Origin of the sequence: Pseudomonas sp. TWP3-2 (assembly GCF_049897765.1) — a bacterium.
Classification (GTDB): Bacteria; Pseudomonadota; Gammaproteobacteria; order Pseudomonadales; family Pseudomonadaceae; genus Aquipseudomonas.
Window position 1 is genome coordinate 113371 of record NZ_JAFCWW010000008.1, and the last position, 25426, is coordinate 138796.

Consider the following 25426-nt stretch of genomic DNA (forward strand, 5'->3'; position numbering starts at 1 on the left):
CTGCACTCGGGTATGCTCGGGGCCACTTTCGTATCGCTATAAGCCGAGCCATGACCCGTCTACTGCGTTACACCCTGCTGCTGGTATTGCTCGCCCTCGCCGTGATCGGCGCGCTGATCTACAGCCTGACCTGGCGCCCCGACGCCCGCGAGACCCTGCCGATCAGCTGTTCTGGCCAGCCGCCGACGCTGATGCCAGGTCAAGCCATGAAAGTCATGACGTGGAACGTGCAGTACCTGGCCGGTAAGCGCTATGTGTTCTGGAATGATCAGGCACAGGGCGACGATGAAGCGCCGACCCGCGAAGACATGGCCTTCAGCCTCGACGAAGTGGCGCGGGTGATCCGCGACGAGCAGCCCGATGTGGTGCTGTTGCAGGAACTCGATGACGGGGCCAAGGCCAGCGACTATCAGAATCAGTTGAAACTGTTGCAGGAACGGGTCGCCGATCTGTATCCGTGCAGCGTCAGCGCTTTCGACTGGAAGGCTGATTTCGTGCCTGACCGGCACATCTTCGGCAGTGTCGGCCGGCAACTGGCGACCCTCAGCCGCTATCGCATCGAACACGCCGAACGCCTGCAATTGCCGGTCGAACCATCCAACTTCATCAGCCGCCAGTTCCAGCCGAAAAACGCCTTGCTCGCAGCCACCCTGCCGCTGAGCGACGGCAGCCAGTTGACGGTTTTCAACACTCATCTGGATCGCGCCAGCCAATCTGATGACACCCTGCAAGCGCAAGTGACGGCGGTGGCCAAAGTCCTCGATAAATACGAAAGCCGGGGCACCCCGTGGGTGATTGGCGGCGACTTCAATCTATTGCCGCTCGGCCAGTATCGACGCCTGCCGGCCGAACAACGCACGCCCTACTCCGCCGACAGCGCGCTGCATCTGCTGTGGGACAAGTATCCGATGATCCCGACCAACAACGAGGCCAGCGGCATCGACCGCGCGCGCTGGCTCACGCACTACCCCAACGACCCCGGCCTGAATGGCCCGGATCGCACCGTCGACTATCTGTTCTACAGCGCCAAGATCAAACGCATTCAAGCGACGGTGCGCCAGGACGATACCTTGCGCATCTCCGATCACTTGCCGGTGATTGCACGGTTCCTGCTGCCCGCCGCGCCTTGATTACCCATACCCCTGTAGAGCTGTCGAGTGCAACGAGGCTGCGATCTTTTGATCCTCAGGTGCCACGCGGTTTAGCCCGTGCAGTGGCCTCAGCCACCAGCGGATCATCCGGCCAATAGTGCTTCGGATAACGCCCCTTCAGATCCTTCTTCACCTCGGCGTAGGTGCTGCGCCAGAAGTTCGCCAGGTCCTGCGTCACCTGCACCGGCCGCCGCGCCGGTGACAGTAGATGCAACTTCACCACCTGCCGCCCGCCGGCAATTCGCGGCGTCTCGGCCAGGCCAAACAACTCCTGCAAGCGCACCGCGAGAATCGGTGGGTGCTCACTGTAATCCAGACGAATCGAGGAACCCGACGGCACGCTCAGATGATGCGGCGCCAGTTCATCGAGTTGCTGCGGCAGCGGCCATGGCAGCAGATTGCGCACGATGCTCGACAGGTCCAGATTGGCGAAATGACTGAGTCGCGAGACTTTGCCCAGATACGGCATCAGCCAGTGTTCGAGGGTTTTCAGCAACGTCGCGTCGCTGACATCCGGCCATTGGCTTTCGCCTTTGCCGTGCAGGTCGAGCTGACGCAACAGCGCCACTCGCGCCTGCCACTGGCGTAGTTCCGGGGTCCATGGCAGCAGTTCCAGACCTTTACGCCGCACCAGATTGACCAGCGCTTGGCTGCGCGCATTTTCGTCGAGACCGGTCAGCGGTTCGCGGCTGAGGATCAGTTCGCCAACCTTGCGCTGACGCTCGGCGCGCAGTACGCCTTCGCGTTCGTCCCAGTCCAGTTGATCGACGCTGTGCACTTGCTCGGCGAGCACCGAATCGAACAGCGCCGGATCAAAATCCGCCGCCAGATAAATCCGCTCCTCGCGCTGGCCCTGACGGCTGCCGAGATCGGCGATGACGATCCATGCTTGTTTCATCAGGCTGTCGGCTTCGGCGAACAGCGCGGCGCGACCGTTGGCCAGACGATATTCGGCGCCACCGGCCCGCCGTTGCTGAGCGACACGATCCGGGTAGGCCAGCGCCAACAACGCGCCGAGCCAGCGTGGATGATCGGGATCGCTGACCGGCTCGGTGGCTTTGCCGCGCAGATAACCGCGATATTGCCGTGCCAGTTGCCGCGCACGCTGCACGCCGCCCTGCGCCCCACGGGCCGCACGCTCCTCGCCGGACAACAACACCAGACGGCTATGCAGATCCGCGCCCGCACCACGCAAAATATCGCGTTCGCCGAGCAGTGCGGCAACGTCGCAAGCCATGGTCGCCAGCCCCAATGCCTGACCGCGCAGCAGCAAATGCGCGATGCGCGGATGCGCCGGCAATTCGGCCATCGCCTGCCCGTGGCGATTGAGGGTTTCACCGTCCAGCGCCCCGAGACGCTGCAACAGATCCTGCGCCTGTGCATAGGCTGCGGCTGGCGGCACATCGAGCCAGACCAGATCCTGCGGCGTCACGCCCCAACGACCGAGTTGCAGCGCCAGCCCGGCCAGGTCCGCCGAGAGAATTTCCGCACTGCCATAGGCCGCCAGTTGTTCGTGTTGATCCTGCGACCACAAGCGATAACACACCCCCGGTTCCAAGCGACCGGCGCGGCCGGCGCGCTGGGTGGCGCTGGCCTTGGAGATGCGCTGGGTGTCGAGTCGGGTCATGCCGCTGCCCGGATCGAAACGCGGCACCCGCGCCAGTCCGGCATCGATCACCACGCGCACGCCGTTGATAGTCAGGCTGGTCTCGGCAATATTGGTCGCCAGCACCACTTTGCGCTGGCCGGCCGGGGCCGAATCAATGGCGGCGCGTTGCGCGTTCAGGTCGAGTTCACCGTGCAGCGGGCACAGCAACACGTTGCTGCTCTCGCCGATGGCATCCGCCAGTTGTTGATGAACGCGACGGATCTCCGCTTGCCCCGGCAAGAACACCAGCAGGCTGCCGGTTTCATCGTTCAGCGCTTCGAGCACAGTTTGTGTCACGCGCTGATCGATGTATTCGCCGGGCTGAAACGGCCGGCCCCAGCGCATCGTCACCGGGTACATGCGGCCTTCGCTGCGCAGGATCGGCGCGTCGTCGAGCAATCCGGACAAGCGCTCGCCTTCGAGCGTGGCCGACATCAGCAAAATCTTCAGCGGCTGTTCATCGCGAAACAGCTCGCGACCGTTCAGACTCAGCGCCAACGCGAGGTCGGCGTCGAGGCTGCGCTCGTGGAATTCGTCGAAGATCAGCAGACCCACGCCGTCCAGCGCCGGATCGTCCTGCAAGCGCCGGGTGAGGATGCCTTCGGTGACCACTTCGATTCGGGTGTTGGGACCGACCTTGCTGTCGAGGCGGATGCGATAACCGACGGTTTCGCCGACCTTCTCCCCGAGTTCACTGGCCAATCGTTCGGCAGCAGCGCGGGCGGCGAGTCGCCGTGGTTCGAGCATGAGGATGGTCTGCCCGTTCAGCCATGCTTCATTGAGCAGGGCCAAAGGCACGCGGGTGGTTTTACCGGCGCCGGGCGGTGCTTCGAGCACGGCTTCGTTGCGTGTCGCCAAGGCTTCACGCAGGGCGGGTAAAACTTCGTCGATGGGTAAAGAAATCATGCTGGCTCCAGAACAGAGGGCCGAGTATAACGGCGAACTGCCGGGCGTTCGTCAGGGTCTTAACTTCACCCGACTACGCTTCGTTAATAGATGACTCAGGAGATTTCCCATGCGCTTACCTTTTCGCCTGATTGGCGGTGTACTGGTTGCCACCCTGCTTACGCAAATCACCGCGTGCGGTTCGATTTTCTATCCCGACCGGCGTGGCCAGATCGATGGCAAGATTGACCCGGCGATTGCCGTGCTCGATGCCGTCGGCCTGTTGTTCTACATCGTTCCCGGCCTGATTGCGTTTGCCGTGGACTTCGCCACTGGCGCGATCTATTTCGAACCGGGCCACACCGCCCAAGTTGATCCGGCCAAGCTCAAGCAAGCCATCGGCCCCGACGGTCAGGTCGATAACCTCAAGTTGCAGGCGATTCTCGAAAGCGAGTTGGGCCGTAACTTGCCACTGGATGATCCGCGCCTGATCCAGCACAAGGGCAGCACTCAGCAACTGGCGATGTACGGCCTGCAACCTGCCGCATAAGGAATCGATGCACCCATGACATCCAGCCCCGAACACGCCCGCCTGCTGCGACTGGCAACCCGCGCCTCGGTGGCGGTGGCCTGCACGCTTATCGTCGCCAAAGCCATCGCCTGGTGGCTGAGCGGCTCGGTAAGCATGCTCGCCGGCCTCACCGACTCGGCGCTGGATGGCGTGGCGTCGGTGCTCAATCTGCTCGCGGTGCATTACGCGCTGCGTCCGGCGGACGACGATCATCGTTATGGGCACGGCAAAGCGGAATCGCTGGCCGGCATGGCGCAGGCGCTGTTCATTGGCGGCAGTGCTGTGCTGATTGCGTTTCAGGCTTATGAGCGACTGAACGACCCGCAGCCGCTGGGTGCACCGTGGCTGAGCATCGGTGTGATCGTATTCTCGCTCGCACTGACGGCGGCGCTGCTGATGTTGCAGCACCGGGTGATCAAGGCGACCGGCTCCAACGCCGTGCGCGCGGACTCGCTGCATTATCGTTCGGACATGCTGCTCAACGGCAGCATTCTGATTGCGCTGGTGTTGGCGGGAATGGGTTTCGAGCAACTGGATGCGTGGTTTGGTCTGGGAATCGCCGCGTACATTCTGTGGAGCGCCATTCAGATCGCGCGGGAAAGTTTTTCCGTGTTGATGGATGAAGAACTGCCGACGGACGTCAGCCAGCACATGCTCGAACTGGCTTGCGGTGTGCCCGGCGTATTGGGCGCGCATGATCTGCGCACGCGGATTTCCGGCAATCACTGGTTCGTGCAGTTGCATCTGGAATTGCCGGGGGAACTGACGCTGTCAGTCGCCCACGGCATCAGCGATCAGGCGGCAGACGCCATTCACGCCGCCTACCCACGGGCCGAAGTGCTGGTGCACGCCGACCCGCAGGAAGTGGTTAACGCCGCTCGGGCTCAGAAGTTGACCTGATAACCGCGACTGCTCAAGCAACTGCCCTGAGCCTGGCGGTAAGCCTGAACCACTCCGGGCGCTGGTTGATAGGTCGCGGTGCGCGGATCGAAACCGCTTTGCTGCACCGCGTACTGATAGCACTGATAACCGTCCTGCTGCACTTGCTGCGGCGACTGGCCGTTGGCCGGATACGCTTCGACGTCATAGCCATTGCCGGTGGGCTGCGGTTGCTGCTGCACCGGCGGTTCGACCACCACGTAATCCTGCGTCGCTTGCTGGTAGGCGTAATACGAGCCGGCCGCGAGGAACAGTAGCGATCCGCCAATCCACACTTCTCGCGCATAATCCGGCAGGTACTGCGTGCGAATCCCGCGCGGCGGTTGAACCACGATGTAACGCGGGCCCTGCGGGCGATACCAGTAGCCGCCGGAGTAGAAATAATCCTGGCCGCGATACGGCACGCGGTAGTCACGATCCGGGAACCGGTCGATCACATGCCCCGGCCGATATTGCGGGCCAGGCCCCCAGCCGTTGCCGTGTCCCTGTGGGCGACCGGGCCAGCGATTGTCGTTGGGACGATTACCGGTCTGCCATTGCTGGTTGTGGCCGTTTTGTGGGCGCTCGTCGCGGTAGTAACCTTGGCGTGGTTCCTGAGTCTGGCGCACGGCATCGGGGCGCGGCTGGATCGGCAGGCTGTTGGCCGGCAATTGCGGCGGCGGAGGCGGCTGGCGCACCGGGTTGGGGTTGTACGCCGGACGGTTCTGGTTTTGGTTCTGGTTCTGCCATTGGCCGTTATGCTGCGGCTGACCGTTGTGCTCGAACTGGCGGCTGTTGTCGCCACGGATGATTTCGTTGTTCTGCGGGCTGCGGCTCTCGGGATCATCGGCAAGTGCTTGCGCACCGACACTCACACACAGCAAACCAACACCGGCCAGCTGCCAGATGCGCGACTTCATGAAATTCCTCACTGCGGCTCAGGCCTGTGATTAAGAATGGCGTGTAGCTAAGACCGGGCAAATACACACCGGGTTCTGCTACAGGTTATCAGTCACGCAACTTATTTATTGAGCGCTGGGGCAGCAAATCGCGCGCAAGAAAAAAGGGAGACCCGTCGGCCTCCCTTCTAGAGAATTGCGTCCTGGCTCGACGCTTATGACGTCGGCTCACCTCACGCCGTCTTGTGGACAGTGTGCAGCTCGGGGGCCGGCCCAGCCCCGGTGGGGGTGGCGGCCGCGGAAGGCCGGATTGGGCGGGCCGCGTGGACTGTGTTACCGAGCAGTGATTCTAGTGTTAAGAATAGGCCCGAGGCTGCGACACAGGATTGCGAAGATTGCTCGAATAAACACCACTTGCGCAATTTTTAACCCTGGATAGATAATCCGCCGCAATAGTTACGACAAAGGACCGATTGATGAGCAAACTCGACCGTTACGACCTGAGCATTCTGGCGGAATTGCAGCGCGACGCCCGCATCTCCAACCAGGAGCTGGCCGAGCGCATCGGTCTGTCGCCCTCGCCGTGCTCGCGCCGGGTCAAGCAGCTGGAAGACGACGGCTACATCTCGCGTCAGGTCGCGCTGCTGGATCGCAAGATGCTTGGTCTGAGCCTGACGGCTTATGTACTGATCGGCATGGATCGGCACACGCCGGAGCGTTTCGAGAATTTCGAAGCGGCGATTCGCACGTTGCCGCAGGTGTTGGAATGCAGTCTGGTGACGGGCGTGGATGCTGACTATCAGTTGAAGGTGGTGGTGCCGGACATGGATCACTACCAGAAACTGCTGCTGGGGCATTTGACGCGGATTGACGGGGTGACGAGTGTGCGCTCGAGCTTTGTGTTGAATCAGGTGCTCAACAGCACTGAACTGCCCCTCACTCATCTGCGTAGCTGATGACGCCATCGCGGGCAAGCCACGCTCCCACAGGTTACGCGCTGATCGCAATATCGTGATCAACACAAAACTTGTGGGAGCGTGGCTTGCCCGCGATAGCGTCAGCACAGACAACCAATGACTGCGGCAGGTCAATGCTCGACGATTCACCCATGGCGTATAATCCCGCCCGCCCTTTCAGCCCCAACTGCGCCGGAGAACCCCGATGGATCCTGCACTACTTGAAGAGTGGATGATGACCGGCCTGGTCAGCATCCTGATCATTTTCATGGGTTTCATCGTCTGGGATCTGGCGAAGAAGTCCAAGGCAGGGCGCTTTGGCTCGTTCATTCTGTTTTTCGTGCTGGGCCTGGGCGTGGCCGCGTTCATCATCAAAAGCGTGGTGATCGGCCTGATCGAATCCGGCGCCTTATAAGCGTGCCGGCGCTTCTTTCCACTGGCCCTGATCGAGCCCTTCGATGCTCCAGTCGCCAATCCTGACCCGCACCAGACGCAAGGTCGGCAAACCCACTGCCGCGGTCATCCGCCGAACCTGACGATTACGCCCCTCGCGAATCACCAATTCCAGCCAACTGGTCGGCACACTTTTGCGAAAGCGTACGGGCGGGTTGCGTGGCCACAGCTCAGGTTCGTCGAGTTGTCGCGCCTCGGCCGGCAAGGTCATGCCGTCATTCAGCTCAACGCCATCGCGCAAACGCTGCAACTGTTCGGCAGTCGGCTCGCCTTCGACTTGCACCCAATAGGTTTTCGCCAGTTTGTGTTTCGGATCGGCGATCCGCGCCTGCAACTGTCCATCGTTGGTCAGCAGCAGCAAACCTTCGCTGTCGCGATCCAGCCGCCCCGCCGGATAAATTCCCGGCACGTCGATGTAATCCTTGAGCGTCGCCCGCCCTTCGCCGTCGCTGAATTGCGTCAGCACATCGAACGGTTTGTTGAACAGGATCAGCTTCGGCTCGGCCGGCGGTGCTTTGGCGACGCGGCGCGCGGCGGACGGAGCTGGCTTCGCGCCGGGGTGACGGGAAGGTGGACGTGGGGGACGCGACATAAGAAAGAAGACATTTAGCGATCAGGGCTGACAATGCTAGTGCCCCGACCGCCAAATGACCACGACAAACCGTTAGCGGAACGGCGGCTCGTCGAAGCTGCGCAGTTTGCGCGAGTGCAGCGAGTTGAGTTCGGTGCGCAGCAGATCCACCGCTTCGATGCCGATCTTCAAGTGCTGGCTGACCGCACGTTCGTAGAACGCGTTGGCCGAACCTGGCAGTTTGATTTCGCTGTGCAGCGGTTTGTCCGATACGCAGAGCAACGTGCCGTACGGCACGCGCAGGCGATAACCCTGTGCGGCAATCGTGCCGCTTTCCATGTCCACCGCCACGGCGCGGGACAGGTTGATCAACGGTCGCTCCTGGGCCCAGCGCAACTCCCAGTTACGGTCGTCGTAGGTCAGCACGGTGCCGGTGCGCAGGCGTTTTTTCAGGTCGTCGCCCTTCTCGCCGGTGATGTTGGCGGCCGCTTGTTGCAGCGCCATTTGCACTTCGGCGAGTGCCGGGATCGGAATGTTCGGCGGCACCACGCGGTCGAGAATCCCGTCGCGGCGCATGTAGGCGTGGGCCAGCACGTAGTCGCCAATGGTCTGCGACTGACGCAAACCGCCGCAGTGACCGATCATCAGCCAGCAATGCGGACGCAGCACGGCCAAATGGTCGGTGATGTTCTTGGCGTTGGATGGGCCGACGCCGATGTTGACCAGCGTCACCCCGTGGCCATCGCTGGCGATCAGGTGATAGGCCGGCATCTGGTAACGGTGCCAGACCACGCCGGCAGCAATCGCCGAGGCTTCTCCATGATCCATGCCCTTCTCGATGATCACGTTGCCGGGCAAAACCATGCGCACGAAACGCGGGTCGCTGCGCAGTTGCTCCAAGCCGTGGACGATGAACTGGTCAACGTAGCGGTGATAGTTGGTCAGCAGAATCCAAGGTTGCACATGACGCCAATCGCTGCCGGTGTAGTGCACCAGTCGGCGCAGCGAGAAGTCCACCCGCGCTGCGTCGAACAGCGCCAGCGGCAATGGATCGGTGTTTTCCCAATCGTAGAGACCGTCGGCAATGCCATCGGTGGCGGCGGACAGGTCGGTGCTCGGGAACACTCGCGCCAGCACGGCAGCGGTGACGCCGGAGCCAGCCAGTTCATCGCCCTGCTCGACCACGTACGGATACGGAATGTTCTGCTGGCTGACGCCGACCTCCACGGTGACGGTGAAGTCGTGCATCAACGGCACCAGCTGTTCCAGCAGGTATTTGCGGAAGGCTTTTGGATGGGTGACGGTGACGCTGTAGGTGCCCGGCAATTGCACTTTGGCGTAAGCGCGGGTGGTCTGCGGGACTTCGCCATGGCAATGATAGGTCAGTCGCAGTTCGGGATAACGGAACAGGGCGCGCTGCGCGGCGTCCGGCTCGACGCGATCCTTGAGGTAACGCTTGAGCGCCGAGTTCAGCGCAGTCGTGGCCTGCTCATGCAGTTCGGCCAGACGATCCACGGCTTGTTCGGCGGTTGCAACGACAATAAACGCTTCGGTCACGATCAGCTTCCTGTGTTCTGACTTGCAGAGCTTCATCTTGCCTGCATCGTGGCGCGACGGGAACAGTGGCATGTTGGCAACCACACAATATGTGGGCCGCCACAATCACTGTAGGAGCTGCCGCAGGCTGCGATCTTTTGATCTTGTCTTTAAATCTACAGATCAAAAGATCGCAGCCTTCGGCAGCTCCTACACGGGAATTGTGTTGGATCAGAAAGATTGTGGGGTTGAGCGGGCGACGATGGCTTCGACATCCAGCCCACGCGGCAACGCACCATAAACCCGGCCACCACCACTCAGGCGACTGGCGATGAACGCATCGCTGACCGCTGAATTCCCAGCCTCGAGCAACAGCTTGGCTTGCAGCCCCAAGGCAATGTCCTCGGTCAACTGCCGCGCCCGATACTGAATGTCACTGGTATCTTTGAACGACGCCTGCAACTGCTGGATATGCGCCGCCAGGCGTTTATCGCCATGCCCGTCGCCCATCTCGCTGAACAACACATCAAGCACGCCCGGCTCTTTCGACAGTGCTCGCAACACATCCAGACACTGCACGTTACCCGAGCCTTCCCACGTCGAATTGACCGGCGCCTCGCGGTACAGGCGCGGCAGGATGCCGTCTTCGACATAGCCAGCGCCACCCATGCATTCGGCCGCTTCGTTGATCATTGCCGGCGCGCGTTTGCAGATCCAGTATTTACCCACCGCCGTCACCAGCCGGGCGAATTGCGCTTCGTGGCGATCGTCCAGATGATCCAGCGCCTTGCCCATGCGCAGACTCAGCGCCAGCGCCGCTTCGCTTTCCAGCGCCAGATCGGCCAGTACGTTTTGCATCAACGGTTGTTCGCTGAGCAGTTTGCCGCCGACCGTGCGATGCGCACAGTGATGGCTGGCCTGAGTCAGGGCCTGACGCATCAATGCGCTGGAGCCGACCATGCAATCGAAACGGGTCATCGCGACCATTTCAATAATCGTCGGCACACCGCGCCCTTCTTCGCCGACCATCCACGCCAGCGCGCCACGGAACTCGACTTCGCTGGAAGCGTTCGAGCAATTGCCGAGTTTGTTTTTCAGACGCTGAATGTAGAACTGATTGCGCGTGTCGTCCGGGCGATGGCGCGGCAGCAGGAAACAGGTCAGGCCCTTGTCGGTCTGCGCCAGCGTCAGGAACGCATCGCACATCGGCGCCGAGCAAAACCACTTGTGCCCGACCAGTTCATAAGCCTGACCCGGCCCACTGGCGCCGACCGGATAAGCCTTGGTGGTGTTGGCGCGCACATCGGTGCCGCCCTGTTTCTCGGTCATGGCCATGCCGATGGTCACGCCAGCCTTGTGCGCCATGCCGATGTTGCGCGGGTCGTATTCAGTAGCGAGGATTTTCGGCAGCCATTGTTCGGCCAGATTCGGCTGCAAGCGCAGCGCCGGCACACTGGCGAAGGTCATGGTCAGCGGACAACCGCTGCCGGCCTCGGCCTGACTGTGCAGATAACTCATGGATGCACGCGCGACATGCGCGCCGTCCTGTGGATGCGCCCACGGTAGCGAAGTCAGGCCATGTTCAATCGCAGTGCGCATCAGTTGGTGATAAGCGGGATGAAATTCCACCAGATCGATGCGATGACCGTAGCGGTCGTGGCTGGCGAATACCGGTTTGTTTTGATTGGCGAGGAACCCGGCTTCCATCAACGGCCCGCCGGCCAGTGCGCCGTAGGCATCGATGCGCGACTCGGCCCACCCGGCCCCGAAGCGCCGCGACCACTCTTGCAACGGCAGGTCGATGCGGTACAGGTTGCTGCCGTCCAGCGACGGCGGCTGGTTGGTGACGTCGTGGGTTTCGGCGAACTGATGCAGGTTCATGACGGGGCTCCTTTGGTCAGCCAGAGCCTCAGTTAAGCACCGCACCGAGGCTGATCAAAGTGTCATATCGGCCTAAATGACGGCGCTTTCACCCCATCAAACGCACAGCACTCGTCGCTCAAGCGCGGCGCGCAAGTCTTCGAATTTCACCGGTTTGCTCAGGTAATCGATCAACGCGCCGGTCGCGCAATGCTCGCGATCCGGATTCAGCGCGATCATGAACACCGGCAGGTGCGCGCATCCCGGCAAGTCACGAATGCGGCAGCACAACGAAGCGCCATCGAGGTTCGGCAACTGGCAATCGATCAGCACCGCGTCGAACGGCTCACGCCCCAGATAATCCAGTGCCGCCGTAGCATTGTCGGCCGTGCGGACGCGAAAGCCGAGCTTGAGCAGCATGCCGCGCATCACCAGTTGATTGACGCTGTTGTCGTCCACCAGCAGCACCGTGCAATCCTGCGGCGCGCGCTCGGCGCCCCGAATCATCGAGGGCGCCGCTTCCACCACCGGTAACTCGAACTTCACGTCCAGTTGAAAGCGGCTACCGCTGCCAGGCTCGGAACGGTGCGTGAGTTTGCCGCCGAGCAATTCAACCAATTGACGACAAATCGCCAGACCGACGCCCAACCCGCCATATTCGCGTGTCATCGAACCGTCGAGCTGGAAGAAACGCTGATACAGGGTCGCCTCGCCCAAATCGGTAAAGCCGATGCCGGTGTCGATCACTGCGAACGTCAGCGCCATCCGATCACCCTCCGCCGGTTTGCCGGTGACGCGCAGCGCCAGACCGCCAACGCGGGTGAACTTGATCGCGTTATCCAGCAGGCATTCGAGGCATTGCGCGAGTTTCGCGCTATCGCCATACAAGCGATCCGGTAGGGTCGGCAGCACCTCGACTTTGAAGTCCAGGGACTTGGCCGCCGCGTTGCCGTCGAATTGCGCACGCAGCGCCTCGACCACCCCGCGCAGGCTGAAGCTGCCCGATGCAACCTTGAGCTTGCCGGCCTGCAATTCGGTGAGGGTGAGGATGCCGTTGACCATGCGCATCATGTCCCGCGCGGAACTGGCGGCGGTCTGTTGGTATTGCTCCAGCTCCGAATCCATCTCCACGGTCTGCATCAGTTCCAGCGAACCGATCACACCGTTCATCGGCGTACGCAATTCGTGGGTCAGGGTGGCGAGGAATTCATCCTTGAGTTTGTTGCTGTGCGCCAGTTGCTGGTTGAGCACTTCGAGTTTTTGCCCGGCATCGAACAAGGTCTGCGCCTGCTGCTCGCGCATCGCGTTGATGCGGTCGGCCAGCGCCAGCGACAGCAGCGCCACTTCGATCGCCGAGCCGATCTGGCTGGCGTACATGGTCAGGAACACGTTGGGCAGCAAGCCGAGGACCATCATCGTGTTGACCACGCCACCGAGCAGGAACGCCGACCAGGCGATGATGAAGTAACGCGCCACGCGCAGCCCGCGCCACCAGGCGAGAATCCCGGCGGCGAAGATCACCACGGTGAAGGTCAGCGCCAGCGTCGTCGCCAGGCGCAGGGCCAGCGCATAACTGGTCATCAGCGACAGACCGACCACCAAGGCGCCGAAGGCGATCAGCGCGATCAGCACGCGATCAAGCCAAGGGCTGTAGATTTTGGTCTGCAGGAAACTGCGGGCGAACTGGCTGCCGAACAGCCCGGCGCAACCAATAAAAAACGGCGTGGAGGCGTTAGCCCACCACGGATTGTCCGGCCAGAAATACTCGACCGCCGCGCCGTTCACCGACAATTGATAGAGGCCGAACGAGCCGATGTAGAAGATGTAATACAGGTAGCTGGTGTCGCGCACGCTGAGGTAGATGAACAGGTTGTAGACCAGCATCCCCAGCAGCACGCCATAAATGATGCCCAGCACGTACAGGCGCACCGGCTGATCTTCGAGATACGCGGTACTCGACCACAAAGTGACCGGCGCCTGAATCGAGCCTTCGCTGGACATCCTTAAATAGACGGTTTGTTGCTGGTCAGGCTTGAACGTCAGATCGAACAGGTAATTGTTCTGGCGAATCTCGCGACTGGCGAACGGCAACGCGTCACCGGTCTGGCGCACCAGACGGAACTCGCCATTCGCGTCGGGCAAGTACAGATCGAGATGATCGAGCGGCGGATACGCCAGTTCCAGCAGCCACGTGCGCTGGGCGGCGGGATTGCTCGGGCGGTAGTGCAGATCGATTTTCAGCCAGAACGCCGAGCGCGAGTAACCGGCATTCAGCGTGGCTTTGTCGTGAGCTTTGAAGTTGCCGGCAGCGGCTTGCGCACGCACGTCGGCAATGCTCGCCGTGCCGCTCGCGTCTTCAAACACTTGCAGGGATCGCCCGAGCGGGAGGCTCTGGGTGAATTCGTCGAATTCGACGGCGTTTGCCAGGAGGGGCAAACACAACAGCAACATCAAAAAATAGCGCATTGAAGCCCCAGCGTGGCTCGTCCGGTTGTGTCAGGAAGCCCCCCATTCCTTTTGAGTAGACGTACAACCGGTATCAAATGTTATTGGTTTGGATCCAGCCTAGCATAGCCGCTGATGGCCATTGAGCACCATTGAAATATTTCCTACAAAGGCTCTAGAACGGGCGTTCCAGAGCAGATGCGCGGGCTAGAGCTGTTGAGTCGGTCAGAATGTTCGGTGCGATGTGCTTTTGTGGCGAGGGGATTTATCCCCGTTGGGCTGCGAAGCGGCCCCAAAACCTGCGATGAGGTTTTTCCTGACACACCGCATAGGCTGGATTTACGACTGCTGCGCAGCCGAACGGGGATAAATCCCCTCGCCACAATGTATCGGCAAGCCTGTGCGCCACTGAACCGGAAAAAGATGTTTGGTGGTAAGCTCGCGCACCATGAATATCTACAGCTCCCGCCCCGTTGTCCTCTGTCTCTCCGGCCACGACCCCAGTGGTGGCGCCGGCTTGCAGGCAGATATCGAATCCTTGCTCGCGCAGGGTTGTCATGCGGCGCCGGCCGTCACCGCCCTGACTGTGCAAGACACGGTCAACGTCACGGACTTCCGCGTCCTCGACCGCGAATGGGTGCTGGCGCAGGCGAATGCCGTGCTCAACGACTCCGAAGTCGCCGCAGTCAAACTGGGCATGCTCGGTTCGCTGGAGATGGTCGACACCATCGTCGAGCTGCTCTCAGCGCATCCGCATCTGCCAGTGGTCTGCGATCCGGTACTGCGCGCCGGTGGCGGCGGACGGCTGGGCAAGGACGAAGTCGGCTATGCGATGCGCGAACGTCTGCTGCCGCTGTCGATCATCGCCACACCGAATCTTCCGGAAGCGCGAATCCTCGCCGAACTGCCGGAAGGCACTGCGGATGAGTGCGCGGAAAAGCTCCTGCCGTTCGTCAAGAATCTGCTGATCACTGGCGGGCATGGCGACGAAACTGAAATCCACAATCGCCTGTACAGCCGCGACGGTCTGCGCGAAACCTTCTATTGCCAGCGTTTGCCAGGCAGCTATCACGGGTCCGGTTGCACCCTGGCCAGCGCCTTGGCCGGTCGACTGGCCCAAGGCGAAGACCTTACCAGCGCCGTGCGCAGCGCCCTCGATTACACTTGGCGCACCTTGCGCGATGCCGAACAACTGGGCAAAGGCCAGTTCGTGCCGCGTCGTCTGCCGCTGGATTTCTGCTCGTAACGTCGTGAGGTGTGCCTGATGAAACTCCGTGGCCTGTATGCCATCACCGACAGCCAATTGCTGGCCGGCAAGTTTCTGTCTTACGTGGAGGCGGCGCTCGAAGGCGGCGTCACCCTGCTGCAATACCGCGACAAGAGCAGCGACGAGGCTCGGCGCTTGCGCGAGGCCGAAGCACTGCGCGATCTGTGCGAGCGCTACAAGACGCAACTGATCATCAACGATGACGCCGAACTCGCTGCACGGCTGAACGTCGGCGTGCACCTCGGGCAGACCGACGGCCCGCTGTCGCCGACCCGCGCCCTGCTCGGCTCGAAAGCGATCATCGGTTCGACCTGCCACGCGCAGATTGCGCTGGCCGAACAAGCGGCAAAGGAAGGCGCGAGTTACGTCGCCTTCGGCCGTTTCTTCAACTCCAACACCAAACCCGGTGCGCCGACGTGCGGCCTCGATCTGCTCGATGAGGCCAAGCGCACGCTGCATCTGCCGATCTGCGCGATTGGCGGCATCAGCCTGGATAACGCCGCGCCGCTGGTGGCCCACGGCGTCGATCTGCTGGCCGTGGTGCATGGCCTGTTCGGTGCCGAGAGCACAGCAGAAGTGACGCGCCGCGCCCGCGCATTCAACGAATTGTTCAAATCCTGATTTCTGAGAGCCCGATCATGTCTCGTTCCGAAACCCTGTTTGCCAACGCCCAGAAACACATTCCCGGTGGCGTCAACTCGCCGGTTCGCGCATTCAAGAGCGTTGGCGGCACGCCGCTGTTCTTCAAACACGCCGAAGGCGCCTACGTCACTGACGAAGACGACAAGCGTTATGTCGATTACGTCGGTTCCTGGGGGCCGATGATCCTCGGCCACAGCCATCCGGAAGTGCTCGACGCAGTGCGCAATCAGCTGCAACACGGCCTGTCCTACGGCGCACCGACGGCGATGGAAACCGAGATGGCCGATCTGGTCTGCTCGCTGGTGCCATCGATGGAAATGGTGCGCATGGTCAGCTCCGGCACCGAAGCGACCATGAGCGCGATCCGCCTGGCCCGTGGTTACACCGGTCGCGACAGCATCATCAAGTTCGAAGGCTGCTACCACGGCCACTCCGACAGCCTGCTGGTCAAGGCCGGCTCCGGTGCATTGACCCAAGGCGTGCCAAGCTCGGCCGGTGTGCCGGCGGCGTTCGCCAAACACACCCTGACCCTGCCGTTCAACGACATCGACGCCGTTGAAAAAATGCTCGCGGAAGTCGGCCAGGAAGTGGCGTGCATCATCGTCGAGCCTGTGGCCGGCAACATGAACTGCGTGCCACCGGCACCAGGCTTCCTTGAAGGCCTGCGCACCCTTTGTGACAAGCATGGCGTGGTGCTGATTTTCGACGAAGTGATGACTGGTTTTCGCGTAGCCCTCGGCGGTGCTCAAGCGCACTACGGGGTGAACCCGGACCTGACCACCTTCGGCAAGATCATCGGCGGCGGCATGCCGGTTGGCTGCTTCGGTGGCAAACGCGCAATCATGGAACGCATCGCGCCGCTCGGCCCGGTGTATCAGGCAGGTACTTTGTCCGGCAACCCGTTGGCCATGGCCGCCGGCCTGACCACGCTGCGCCTGATCAGCCGTCCGGGCTTCCACGCCGAACTGACCGATTACACCACGCGTCTGCTCGACGGCTTGCAGCAGCGTGCTGACGCGGCGGGCATTCCGTTCGTAACTACTCAGGCTGGCGGCATGTTCGGCCTGTATTTCAGCGGCGCTGACGACATTGTTACGTTTGAAGACGTGATGGCCAGCGACGCTGCGCTGTTCGGGCGCTTCTTCCACTTGATGCTCGAAGGTGGCGTGTACCTCGCACCGAGCGCCTTCGAAGCCGGTTTCACCTCGATCGCTCACGGCGACGCCGAGTTGAAAATCACCCTCGATGCCGCCGAGCGCGCCTTCGCTGCACTGAAGTAATTGCCGGACCGCTGACGTTGGCCATTGCCGACGTCAGCATTTACCTACACCCCCGCCCTTTTTCCGACGCCGCTGCCAAAAATCTCCCCTAAAGTGGGCGATATATTCCCCGCGCAGCAGAAAATCGAGTAAAGACTTTGTAAGGTTGGCCCTGCTTATTTCATAATGCGCGCTTATTGGATCCCTCGACGGGTCCGCGTGCCCTTCAGAGGTAAGTCGATTCTCATGAACCGCACCGGCCGCACCCTTGCATTGGGCTGCCTGTTGCTCCTTCAGCCCCTGCTCGCACATGCACAAGCAGGCGGCAACTCGTTGTTGATCCCGGCGATGGGTCGTTGCACCCTCAATACTCAGCCGCAAGACGTCACGCAGGCGCTCGCTGCCTGCCAAAAGGCTGCGGATGAAGGCGACGCGCAGGCGCAATACGAGTTGGGTGAGTTCTACTACGACGGCAAGAATGCGCCGCGCGACCTCAATCAAGCCCTGAGCTATTTCGAGAAGGCCTCACTGCTAGGCCACGCCCAGGCACAATTCAAGCTCGGCACGATGTTCTTCCACGGCGAAGGCGTGCAAGCGAATAACATCCAGGCTTATATCGTGCTGAAGATGGCGGCGGTCAACGGCGCGGAAGACGCGCTGGATACGGCTGACGAAGTGTCCGAGAAAATGTCCCGCGAAGATCTCGAAACCGCCACCCAGGTACTCGGGCAGATTTTCCGCAAATACCTGATGGAATTGCAGAGCGCCGACGGCCGTACGCCGTTTTCGCCATTGCCTTAATCGCTGCAAGATCCTGTCGAAAGAGGATTTACTGTGGCGAGGGGATTTATCCCCGTTCGGCTGCGCAGCAGTCGCAGTACAGTCACTGCGGTGAGTCAGACAGAACGAATTGGCAGAACTTGGGGCGGCTTCGCCACCCAACGGGGATAAATCCCCTCGCCACAAAAACCCTGCATCACGCGTTACTTACTTCTCAGGCATCGGCACCGGGAATGGCATCACATTGCCAACCCCGCCGCGCGCTTCGCTGATTTTCGGTGTGCCGAGGCGCTCCACTTCGTCGATGCGCACAATCGAATGCATCGGCACAAAGCTGCGCACCACGCCTTCGAACTGCGCCTTGAGCTTTTCTTCGCTCGGATCGACGACCACCTGAGTGCGCTCGCCAAAGACGAATTCTTCCACTTCCAGGAAGCCCCACAGATCACTTTGATAGATCTGCTTGGCGTACATTTCGAACACCTGACCCTGGTTGAGGAAAATCACCTTGTAGATTGGAGCTTCGCGTTTGGTCATGGCGGGCGGAAACACATCGGGGATAAAAATGAGGGCGCGAACTATAGCATAGCCGCCGGACGCGCAGCGGTAGGAACCTGGGGACATGTTCCCTATAATGCGCGGTTCTTTGAATCACGTGACGATCCGAATCCATGGCCAAGAAGCTTTACATCGAAACCCACGGTTGCCAGATGAACGAGTACGACAGCTCGCGCATGGTCGATCTGCTGGGTGAACATCAGGCCCTGGAAGTGACGGCCCGCGCCGAAGACGCCGACGTGATTCTGCTCAACACCTGCTCGATCCGCGAACGCGCCCAGGATCGGGTCTACTCCCAGCTCGGCCGCTGGCGCGAACTGAAACTGGCCAACCCGGAGATGGTGATTGCCGTCGGCGGCTGCGTGGCCAGTCAGGAAGGCGCGGCGATCCGTGATCGCGCCCCGTATGTCGACGTGGTGTTTGGCCCGCAGACCCTGCACCGCCTGCCGGAAATGATCGACGCTGCACGCATTACCAAACTGCCGCAAGTCGACGTCTCGTTCCCGGAAATCGAAAAATTCGACCACTTGCCCGAGCCGCGCATCGACGGCCCAAGCGCCTATGTCTCGGTGATGGAAGGTTGCAGCAAGTACTGCACGTTCTGCGTGGTGCCTTACACCCGTGGCGAAGAAGTCAGCCGACCGTTCGACGACGTACTGGCGGAGATCATCCACCTCGCTGAAAACGGCGTACGCGAAGTGACTCTGCTCGGGCAGAACGTCAACGGCTATCGCGGCACCACCCACGATGGGCGCCTGGCCGATCTGGCGGAGCTGATCCGCGTGGTGGCCGCCGTCGATGGCATCGACCGCATTCGCTACACCACTTCGCATCCACTGGAGTTTTCCGACAGCCTGATCCAGGCCCACGCTGATGTGCCGGAGCTGGTCAAACACCTGCACTTGCCGGTGCAATCGGGTTCCGACCGGATCCTGTCAGCGATGAAGCGCAACCACACTGCGCTCGAGTACAAATCCAAGCTGCGCAAACTGCGCGCGGCGGTGCCGGGGATCTGCATCAGTTCGGACTTCATCGTCGGCTTCCCGGGCGAGACCGAGAAAGATTTCGAGCAGACCATGAAGCTGATCGAAGACGTCGGTTTCGACTTTTCCTACTCGTTCGTCTACAGCCAGCGTCCGGGCACCCCGGCCGCCGACCTGACAGACGACACCCCGGAAGCGCTGAAGAAAGAACGCCTCAACGCCTTGCAGCACCGTTTGAATCAGCAAGGCTTCGAGATCAGCCGACAAATGGTCGGTTCGACCCAGCGCATTCTGGTCACTGACTATTCGAAGAAAGACCCGGGCGAGCTGCAAGGGCGCACCGAGAATAATCGTATCGTCAACTTCCGCTGCGACAATCCGACCCTGATCGGCCAGTTCGCCGACGTGCACATCGACGCGGCGCAACCGCACTCGCTGCGCGGCTCGTTGATCCAGTAACAAATTCCGAAATCAGTGGAGATCAAATGTGGGAGCTGGCTTGCCAGCGATAGCGGTGCAACAGGCGACATTTTTGCTGGACTTGCTGGCCTCATCGCTGGCATGCCAGCTCCCACAATGGACTGCGCTGTTCTTGAGAATGAGCTCATTTATTTAAGAGCTTTCGCACCCACGCCACTGGCGTTATCCTTGATTTCATCTTAATTGCCCCAGGGCGGCTAAATACGACCTTGAACGCACCCATCGAACCACATCGTTTTATCCTCGAGCCCTTTGAGGCTCGCCGCTTCGCCAATCTGTGCGGGCAATTCGACGAGCATTTGCGCTTGATCGAACAGCGCCTGACCATCGAGATCCGCAACCGCGGAAACCAGTTCGAGCTGATCGGCGACCCCAAGCACACCACGTCCGCGGAAAATCTGATTCGTCGCCTGTACCGGGAAACCAAAGGTTCAGAGCTGTCGCCAGATACGGTGCACCTGTTCCTGCAGGAATCGGCCGTGGTCGAGCTGGACAATCACGCTCCCGCCGAAGCTTCCGTCGCCCTGCGCACCAAGAAAGGCATGATTCGCCCGCGTGGCTTGAATCAGCTGCGCTATGTGAAGGAAATCCTTGGTAACGACATCAATTTCGGCATCGGCCCGGCCGGTACCGGCAAGACCTACCTGGCGGTTGCCTGTGCGGTAGACGCGCTGGAACGCGAACAGATCCGGCGCATCCTGCTGGTGCGCCCGGCAGTTGAAGCGGGTGAAAAACTCGGCTTCCTGCCTGGCGACCTGTCGCAGAAGATCGACCCGTACCTGCGCCCGCTCTACGACGCGCTGTACGAGATGCTCGGCTTCGAATACGTGGCCAAGTTGATCGAGCGTCAGGTGATCGAAGTTGCACCGCTGGCCTACATGCGCGGTCGTACGCTGAACAACAGCTTCATCATTCTCGATGAGAGCCAGAACACCACGGTCGAGCAGATGAAAATGTTTTTGACCCGCATCGGTTTTGGCTCCACGGCAGTGATCACCGGCGACATCACCCAGGTCGACCTGCCCAAGGGCACCAAGTCCGGTTTGCATCACGTGATCGAAGTCCTGAAAGACGTGCCGGGTATCAGCTTCACGCATTTCATGCCCAAAGACGTGGTGCGCCATCCACTGGTGCAACGCATCGTCGAAGCCTATGAGCGCTTCGAAAATCGCGTGGCCGATGAACCTGCGAAGGACACGCGCCGCGATGCTTGAGCTTGACCTGCAAATCGCCACCGAAGCGTCCGCACCCAGCGAAGCCGAATTCCGCCAATGGTGCGAACTGGCCCTGCGCCAGCGCACCGCCGACTCGGAAATGACCATCCGTCTGGTCGACGTGGAAGAAGCGCGTGAGCTCAATCACACCTGGCGCCAGAAAGATTACGCGACCAACGTGCTGTCGTTCCCGGCGGACGTGCCCGACGAGTTCCTCGACATTCCGCTGCTCGGTGATCTGGTGATCTGTGTGGCCGTGGTCGAGCGCGAAGCCGCCGAGCAAGGCAAGGAACTAAAGGCCCACTGGGCACATCTGGTCATTCACGGCTGTTTGCATTTGCTCGGTTACGACCATATAGATGACGACGAAGCCGAAGAAATGGAAGCGCTGGAACGGGAGTTGCTAGCCGAACTGGGCTACCCCGATCCGTACGCGGACGACGAAATCGACACAACCCCCACTGTTTAATACAAAGGATTCAGAGTAATCGCTATGAGCGAAGATCGATCGAGCAACGGGCAGAAGTCATGGCTGGGTAAACTCACCCAGGCTTTTGCCCACGAGCCGAAGAACCGTCAGGAGCTGCTTGAGCTGCTGCGCGATGCACATCAGAACAAACTGCTGGACAGCGAAGCGCTGGCCATCGTCGAAGGCGCCATTCAAGTGGCTGACCTGCAAGTGCGCGACATCATGGTGCCGCGCTCGCAGATGATCAGCATCAAGGCGACCCAGACACCCCGCGAATTTCTCCCTGCCGTGGTCGATTCGGCCCACTCGCGCTATCCGGTCATCGGCGAAAGCCATGACGACGTGATGGGCGTGCTGCTGGCCAAGGATCTGCTGCCGCTGATCCTCAAGGAGAACGGCGACAGCTTCAACATCAAGGATCTGCTGCGTCCGGCGACTTTCGTGCCGGAGTCCAAGCGTCTGAACGTGTTGCTGCGCGAGTTCCGCGCCAACCATAACCACATGGCCATCGTTATCGACGAATACGGCGGTGTGGCTGGTCTGGTGACCATCGAAGACGTGCTGGAACAAATCGTCGGCGACATCGAAGACGAGCACGACGTCGAAGAAGACAGCTACATCAAGCCGCTGCCCAGCGGCGACTTCCTGATCAAGGCCCTGACGCCGATCGAAAACTTCAACGAGTTTTTCGACAGCGAGTTCTCCGACGATGAGTTCGACACGGTCGGCGGTCTGGTGATGAGCGCGTTCGGGCACTTGCCAAAACGCAACGAAATCACTGAAATCGGCGCCTATCGTTTCCGCATCCTGAACGCCGACAGCCGTCGGATTCATCTGTTGCGACTGACCCCAATCGCCCGGTAAAAAATCTAAGGACTGAAATGCGCTGGACAACCCGCCCCGGCTGGCCCGGTAACCTGCTGGCCGTGGCGGCCGGTGCTATCACCACTTTCGCTCTCGCGCCGTTCGATATCTGGCCGCTGGCCTTGCTGGCGGTCGGCCTGTTCTATGCCGGCCTGCGCGAGCTGAACCCGCGTCAGGCGTTGGGCCGTGGCTGGTGCTTCGGTTTCGGCCTGTTCGGCGCCGGCACCAGCTGGATCTACTACAGCATTCACCACTTCGGCGGCGCTTCAGTGCTGTTGGCCGGGTTCCTGATGCTGCTGTTCACGGCGGCGATTGCCTGGTTCTTCGCCTTGCCTGCGTGGATTTGGGCGCGCTGGTTGCGCCGCAATGAAGCGCCGCTGGCCGATGCGATGGCATTTGCCGCGTTGTGGGTGGGTCAGGAAGCGTTTCGTGGCTGGTTCCTCACAGGTTTCCCGTGGCTGTATTCCGGTTACAGCCAGCTCGATGGCCCATTGGCCGGACTCGCGCCAGTCGGCGGCATGTGGCTGGTGTCGTTCGTGCTCGCGCTGACCGCTGCGCTGATCTACAACACGCCGCGCTTGCTGAAAACCGGCCGCAAAGGTTTTGTGGTGGCGGGTCTGTTGTTGCTCGCCGGGCCGTGGGTCGCGGGCATTGCGCTCAAGGGCCACGCCTGGACCAGTCCGTCCGGCGCGCCGCTGACGGTTGCTGCTATTCAAGGCAACGTTGCGCAAAGCATGAAGTGGGATCCGGCCGAGCTGAACGCGCAACTGGCGCTGTATCGTGACCTGAGCTTCCGCTCGAAACCGGTGGATCTGCTGATCTGGCCGGAAACCGCCGTCCCAGTGCTCAAGGAGTCGGCCGAGGGCTACCTGAGCATGATGGGCACCTTCGCCGCCGAGCGTAAATCGGCGCTGATCACCGGCGTACCGATTCGCGAAATGGTCCGTCACGAAAGACGCTTCTTCAACGGCATCACGGTTCTTGGCGAAGGTGATGGCACTTATCTGAAACAGAAACTGGTGCCGTTTGGCGAATACGTACCGCTGCAGGACATCCTGCGCGGGTTGATCGCATTCTTCGACCTGCCGATGTCCGACTTCGCCCGCGGCCCTGCCGATCAGGCACTGTTGCAGGCCAAGGGTTATCAGATCGCGCCGTTCATCTGCTATGAAGTCGTCTATCCGGAGTTCGCCGCCAGCCTGGCCGCGCGCAGTGATTTGCTGCTTACCATCAGCAACGACACCTGGTTCGGCACCTCGATCGGCCCGCTGCAACACTTGCAGATGGCGCAGATGCGCGCGCTCGAAGCGGGACGCTGGATGATTCGCGCCACCAACAACGGCGTGACCGGACTGATCAACCCGTTCGGGCAGATCACCGAACAGATCCCGCAGTTCGAGCAAGGCATTCTGTACGGCGAAGTCGTGCCGATGCATGACCTGACGCCGTACCTGCAATGGCGCTCATGGCCGCTGATCGTATTGTGTCTGGTGTTGTTCGGCTGGGCACTGATGGCGAGCCGGATGTCGAAAACCCTTTAAAGACCGACGCAACCCCCTGTGGCGAGGGAGCTTGCTCCCGCTCGGCTGCGCAGCAGTCGCAATGCAGACAACGCGGTCTGACTGTAACCACGCGGTGCCTGTTTTTGGGCCTGCTACGCAGGCCAGCGGGAGCAAGCTCCCTCGCCACAAAAGCTTTTCAGCGGTAGAACAGTGAATAGCCGACCTGCCCCACCGCCTCATTCAACAACTGTCCGCTCTGCCAGATCGACTTGAACTCCGGCATCCAGCCACCGAGCGGTCGGGCATTGTCAGTGCCGAGGAAGCCCACCGGCGCCGGCACAACCTCAAATCCCGCCTGCTTGAAACTCCACACCGCACGCGGCATATGCCAGGCCTGAGTGACGACCACTACCCGTTTGACCCCTTGCGGCAGCAAAATCTTCGCGCTCAGTTCGGCGTTCTCCCACGTTGTACGGCTTTCGCCTTCCTGCCAACGCACCGTCACGCCGAAATCATCCAGTAACGAATCAGCCATCAACTTGGCTTCCGTCGGCGGCGTACCGTAATGCAGACCGCCACTGGTCAGAATCGGAAGTCCCGAGGCCTTGGCCAAACGCGCTGCATAGCGCTGGCGCTCGAGCCCGACGCCGGTCGGCTGATCCTCGCCCCACGCCAGATCACCACGTTCACGCCCGGAACCCAGCACTACGATCGCATCGGCGCGCTGCGCCAGTGTTGTCCACTCTTCCCGGGGCAGCGGCGGCTCGCGCTCCAGCATCTTGGCGCTCCACTGCACCACCACCGGCAGACTCATCAGCAAGAACCCGCCAAACCCCAGAGCAAAACACAGCCCGGCCAGACGTGGCCGTGTGCGTCGCAGCCACCAGGCGGCGAGCAACAACAGCAAGAGAATGCCGGGCGGCAACAGAAGTTGTTTAACGAAATAACGAAAAGGCATCGAGCATCTCCAAAGATGCCCGAAGCCTAAGTGGGTTAGTACAGCGCGACAACCGGTAGGAGCGGATCCGTTGAAAAAGATCCGCTGTTTGACCTGCCATGCGTTACTTGGCCTGCAGAGTACGAACCTTTTCAATAACTCTGCCGGGCGCCTTGTCCTTGAGCCAGATGACCTTGGCCGAATGTGCTGCATCGAGCTGCTTCACTGCTTGCGACAAGCATCCGTGCGTTTCACGTTCACTGCGATCCAGATAGGCCTTGACCAGTTTGAACTCGGCGGGGCTCAAGCCACGCAATTCCAGTTCCAGGGGGCGCTCATCGCGCAGCCGGCCAGCGGTTTTGGCAGCATCCAGGGCCATTCCCAGACGGTCCATCAACCGCTCATACAACTCGGGTTTGGTAACGTTTTTTTGCTGTTGCTCCACCATCCCTCACCTCATTGAAGATAAGAATCACTCCCCAGTTAGAGCTTAGCTTCGCTGCACAATCCGGCTGTACGCCGCGACCAACGGCCCTCGCCAGCATTTCGCCGGCCAAAACCCCTGCAATCAGGGTTTC

Annotated in this window: 23 protein-coding genes; 14 read left to right on the forward strand and 9 right to left on the reverse strand. The window is 61.0% G+C overall.

Annotated elements, in window-relative coordinates; all coding sequences use genetic code 11:
- Positions 1 to 50: 50 nt before the first annotated feature.
- Positions 51 to 1130, forward strand: a complete 1080-nt coding sequence (locus tag ACP7EE_RS14280; RefSeq protein WP_426234972.1) for an endonuclease/exonuclease/phosphatase family protein — start codon at positions 51 to 53, stop codon at positions 1128 to 1130.
- Between the two features lie 55 nt (positions 1131 to 1185).
- Here the strand turns inward: ACP7EE_RS14280 and hrpB are convergent, their stop codons facing one another.
- Positions 1186 to 3705 carry an ATP-dependent helicase HrpB gene (hrpB, locus tag ACP7EE_RS14285; RefSeq protein ID WP_426234973.1) on the reverse strand — a complete coding sequence of 840 codons (2520 nt, stop codon included), beginning with the start codon at positions 3703 to 3705 and terminating at the stop codon, positions 1186 to 1188.
- Positions 3706 to 3814: 109 nt separating this feature from the next.
- Between hrpB and ACP7EE_RS14290 the strand changes: the two genes are divergently transcribed.
- Together ACP7EE_RS14290 and ACP7EE_RS14295 are read left to right on the forward strand one after the other, a co-directional pair.
- The gene (locus tag ACP7EE_RS14290) at positions 3815 to 4234 is read left to right on the forward strand and encodes a polyribonucleotide nucleotidyltransferase (RefSeq protein WP_420648508.1); all 420 of its coding nucleotides are present in this window, start codon (positions 3815 to 3817) and stop codon (positions 4232 to 4234) included.
- Positions 4235 to 4249: 15 nt separating this feature from the next.
- The gene (locus tag ACP7EE_RS14295; RefSeq protein ID WP_426234974.1) at positions 4250 to 5155 is read left to right on the forward strand and encodes a cation diffusion facilitator family transporter; all 906 of its coding nucleotides are present in this window, start codon (positions 4250 to 4252) and stop codon (positions 5153 to 5155) included.
- Here the strand turns inward: ACP7EE_RS14295 and ACP7EE_RS14300 are convergent.
- Positions 5140 to 6093, reverse strand: coding sequence for a DUF6515 family protein (locus tag ACP7EE_RS14300; protein ID WP_426234975.1), 954 nt, complete (start codon positions 6091 to 6093; stop codon positions 5140 to 5142). The two genes, ACP7EE_RS14295 and ACP7EE_RS14300, sit on opposite strands and share 16 nt — an antisense overlap.
- 455 nt (positions 6094 to 6548) lie before the next feature.
- On the opposite strand from ACP7EE_RS14300, the gene ACP7EE_RS14305 reads away from it, so the two are divergent.
- Complete coding sequence (locus ACP7EE_RS14305) at positions 6549 to 7028, forward strand: Lrp/AsnC family transcriptional regulator (protein ID WP_042561225.1); 480 nt, start codon at positions 6549 to 6551, stop codon at positions 7026 to 7028.
- Between the two features lie 205 nt (positions 7029 to 7233).
- Positions 7234 to 7443 (forward strand): DUF2788 domain-containing protein, encoded by a 210-nt coding sequence (locus tag ACP7EE_RS14310; RefSeq protein ID WP_007909655.1) that lies wholly within the window; start codon positions 7234 to 7236, stop codon positions 7441 to 7443.
- Here ACP7EE_RS14310 and ACP7EE_RS14315 read toward each other — a convergent pair.
- The 4 genes from ACP7EE_RS14315 to ACP7EE_RS14330 form a co-directional block, all read right to left on the reverse strand.
- Positions 7438 to 8073, reverse strand: coding sequence for a pseudouridine synthase (locus ACP7EE_RS14315; protein WP_426234976.1), 636 nt, complete (start codon positions 8071 to 8073; stop codon positions 7438 to 7440). The genes ACP7EE_RS14310 and ACP7EE_RS14315 overlap by 6 nt on opposite strands.
- Before the next feature lie 72 nt (positions 8074 to 8145).
- Positions 8146 to 9645 (reverse strand): AMP nucleosidase, encoded by a 1500-nt coding sequence (gene amn, locus ACP7EE_RS14320; RefSeq protein WP_420648622.1) that lies wholly within the window; start codon positions 9643 to 9645, stop codon positions 8146 to 8148.
- A gap of 174 nt (positions 9646 to 9819) precedes the next feature.
- On the reverse strand, positions 9820 to 11469 hold the full coding sequence (locus ACP7EE_RS14325) for an acyl-CoA dehydrogenase family protein (protein ID WP_426234977.1): 1650 nt from the start codon (positions 11467 to 11469) through the stop codon (positions 9820 to 9822).
- 96 nt (positions 11470 to 11565) lie between these two features.
- A complete protein-coding gene (locus ACP7EE_RS14330; RefSeq protein ID WP_426234978.1) occupies positions 11566 to 13914 on the reverse strand; it encodes a hybrid sensor histidine kinase/response regulator in 2349 nt (782 codons plus the stop codon).
- A gap of 427 nt (positions 13915 to 14341) precedes the next feature.
- Here ACP7EE_RS14330 and ACP7EE_RS14335 point away from each other — a divergent pair, with 427 nt between their 5' ends.
- The 4 genes from ACP7EE_RS14335 to ACP7EE_RS14350 all read left to right on the forward strand — a co-directional run bounded on the left by ACP7EE_RS14335 (position 14342) and on the right by ACP7EE_RS14350 (position 17862).
- Complete coding sequence (locus tag ACP7EE_RS14335) at positions 14342 to 15139, forward strand: hydroxymethylpyrimidine/phosphomethylpyrimidine kinase (protein WP_426234979.1); 798 nt, start codon at positions 14342 to 14344, stop codon at positions 15137 to 15139.
- 18 nt (positions 15140 to 15157) lie between these two features.
- On the forward strand, positions 15158 to 15781 hold the full coding sequence (gene thiE / locus ACP7EE_RS14340) for a thiamine phosphate synthase (RefSeq protein ID WP_064118801.1): 624 nt from the start codon (positions 15158 to 15160) through the stop codon (positions 15779 to 15781).
- A 17-nt stretch (positions 15782 to 15798) separates the two neighbouring features.
- Positions 15799 to 17082, forward strand: coding sequence for a glutamate-1-semialdehyde 2,1-aminomutase (gene hemL, locus ACP7EE_RS14345; protein WP_426234980.1), 1284 nt, complete (start codon positions 15799 to 15801; stop codon positions 17080 to 17082).
- A gap of 225 nt (positions 17083 to 17307) precedes the next feature.
- Positions 17308 to 17862 carry a tetratricopeptide repeat protein gene (locus ACP7EE_RS14350; RefSeq protein ID WP_426234981.1) on the forward strand — a complete coding sequence of 185 codons (555 nt, stop codon included), beginning with the start codon at positions 17308 to 17310 and terminating at the stop codon, positions 17860 to 17862.
- A 186-nt stretch (positions 17863 to 18048) separates the two neighbouring features.
- Here the strand turns inward: ACP7EE_RS14350 and ACP7EE_RS14355 are convergent, their stop codons facing one another.
- The gene (locus ACP7EE_RS14355; protein ID WP_007958692.1) at positions 18049 to 18378 is read right to left on the reverse strand and encodes a DUF1820 family protein; all 330 of its coding nucleotides are present in this window, start codon (positions 18376 to 18378) and stop codon (positions 18049 to 18051) included.
- A gap of 134 nt (positions 18379 to 18512) precedes the next feature.
- Here ACP7EE_RS14355 and miaB point away from each other — a divergent pair, with 134 nt between their 5' ends.
- The 5 genes from miaB (at position 18513) to lnt (ending at position 23950) form a co-directional block, all read left to right on the forward strand.
- Positions 18513 to 19841, forward strand: a complete 1329-nt coding sequence (gene miaB / locus ACP7EE_RS14360) for a tRNA (N6-isopentenyl adenosine(37)-C2)-methylthiotransferase MiaB (protein ID WP_426234982.1) — start codon at positions 18513 to 18515, stop codon at positions 19839 to 19841.
- Between the two features lie 230 nt (positions 19842 to 20071).
- The gene (locus tag ACP7EE_RS14365) at positions 20072 to 21076 is read left to right on the forward strand and encodes a PhoH family protein (protein ID WP_426204658.1); all 1005 of its coding nucleotides are present in this window, start codon (positions 20072 to 20074) and stop codon (positions 21074 to 21076) included.
- Positions 21069 to 21545: an rRNA maturation RNase YbeY gene (gene ybeY / locus ACP7EE_RS14370; protein ID WP_420648519.1), complete on the forward strand. Its 477-nt coding sequence runs from the start codon at positions 21069 to 21071 to the stop codon at positions 21543 to 21545. Before ACP7EE_RS14365 ends, ybeY begins: the two co-directional genes overlap by 8 nt.
- Before the next feature lie 24 nt (positions 21546 to 21569).
- Positions 21570 to 22409: an HlyC/CorC family transporter gene (locus ACP7EE_RS14375; RefSeq protein ID WP_007909641.1), complete on the forward strand. Its 840-nt coding sequence runs from the start codon at positions 21570 to 21572 to the stop codon at positions 22407 to 22409.
- 17 nt (positions 22410 to 22426) lie between these two features.
- Positions 22427 to 23950 carry an apolipoprotein N-acyltransferase gene (gene lnt, locus ACP7EE_RS14380; protein ID WP_426234983.1) on the forward strand — a complete coding sequence of 508 codons (1524 nt, stop codon included), beginning with the start codon at positions 22427 to 22429 and terminating at the stop codon, positions 23948 to 23950.
- Positions 23951 to 24107: 157 nt separating this feature from the next.
- Here the strand turns inward: lnt and ACP7EE_RS14385 are convergent, their stop codons facing one another.
- Both ACP7EE_RS14385 and ACP7EE_RS14390 read right to left on the reverse strand, forming a co-directional pair.
- Positions 24108 to 24869, reverse strand: coding sequence for a YdcF family protein (locus ACP7EE_RS14385; protein ID WP_426204664.1), 762 nt, complete (start codon positions 24867 to 24869; stop codon positions 24108 to 24110).
- Positions 24870 to 24972: 103 nt separating this feature from the next.
- Complete coding sequence (locus ACP7EE_RS14390) at positions 24973 to 25296, reverse strand: hypothetical protein (RefSeq protein ID WP_420648522.1); 324 nt, start codon at positions 25294 to 25296, stop codon at positions 24973 to 24975.
- Positions 25297 to 25426: the final 130 nt, after the last annotated feature.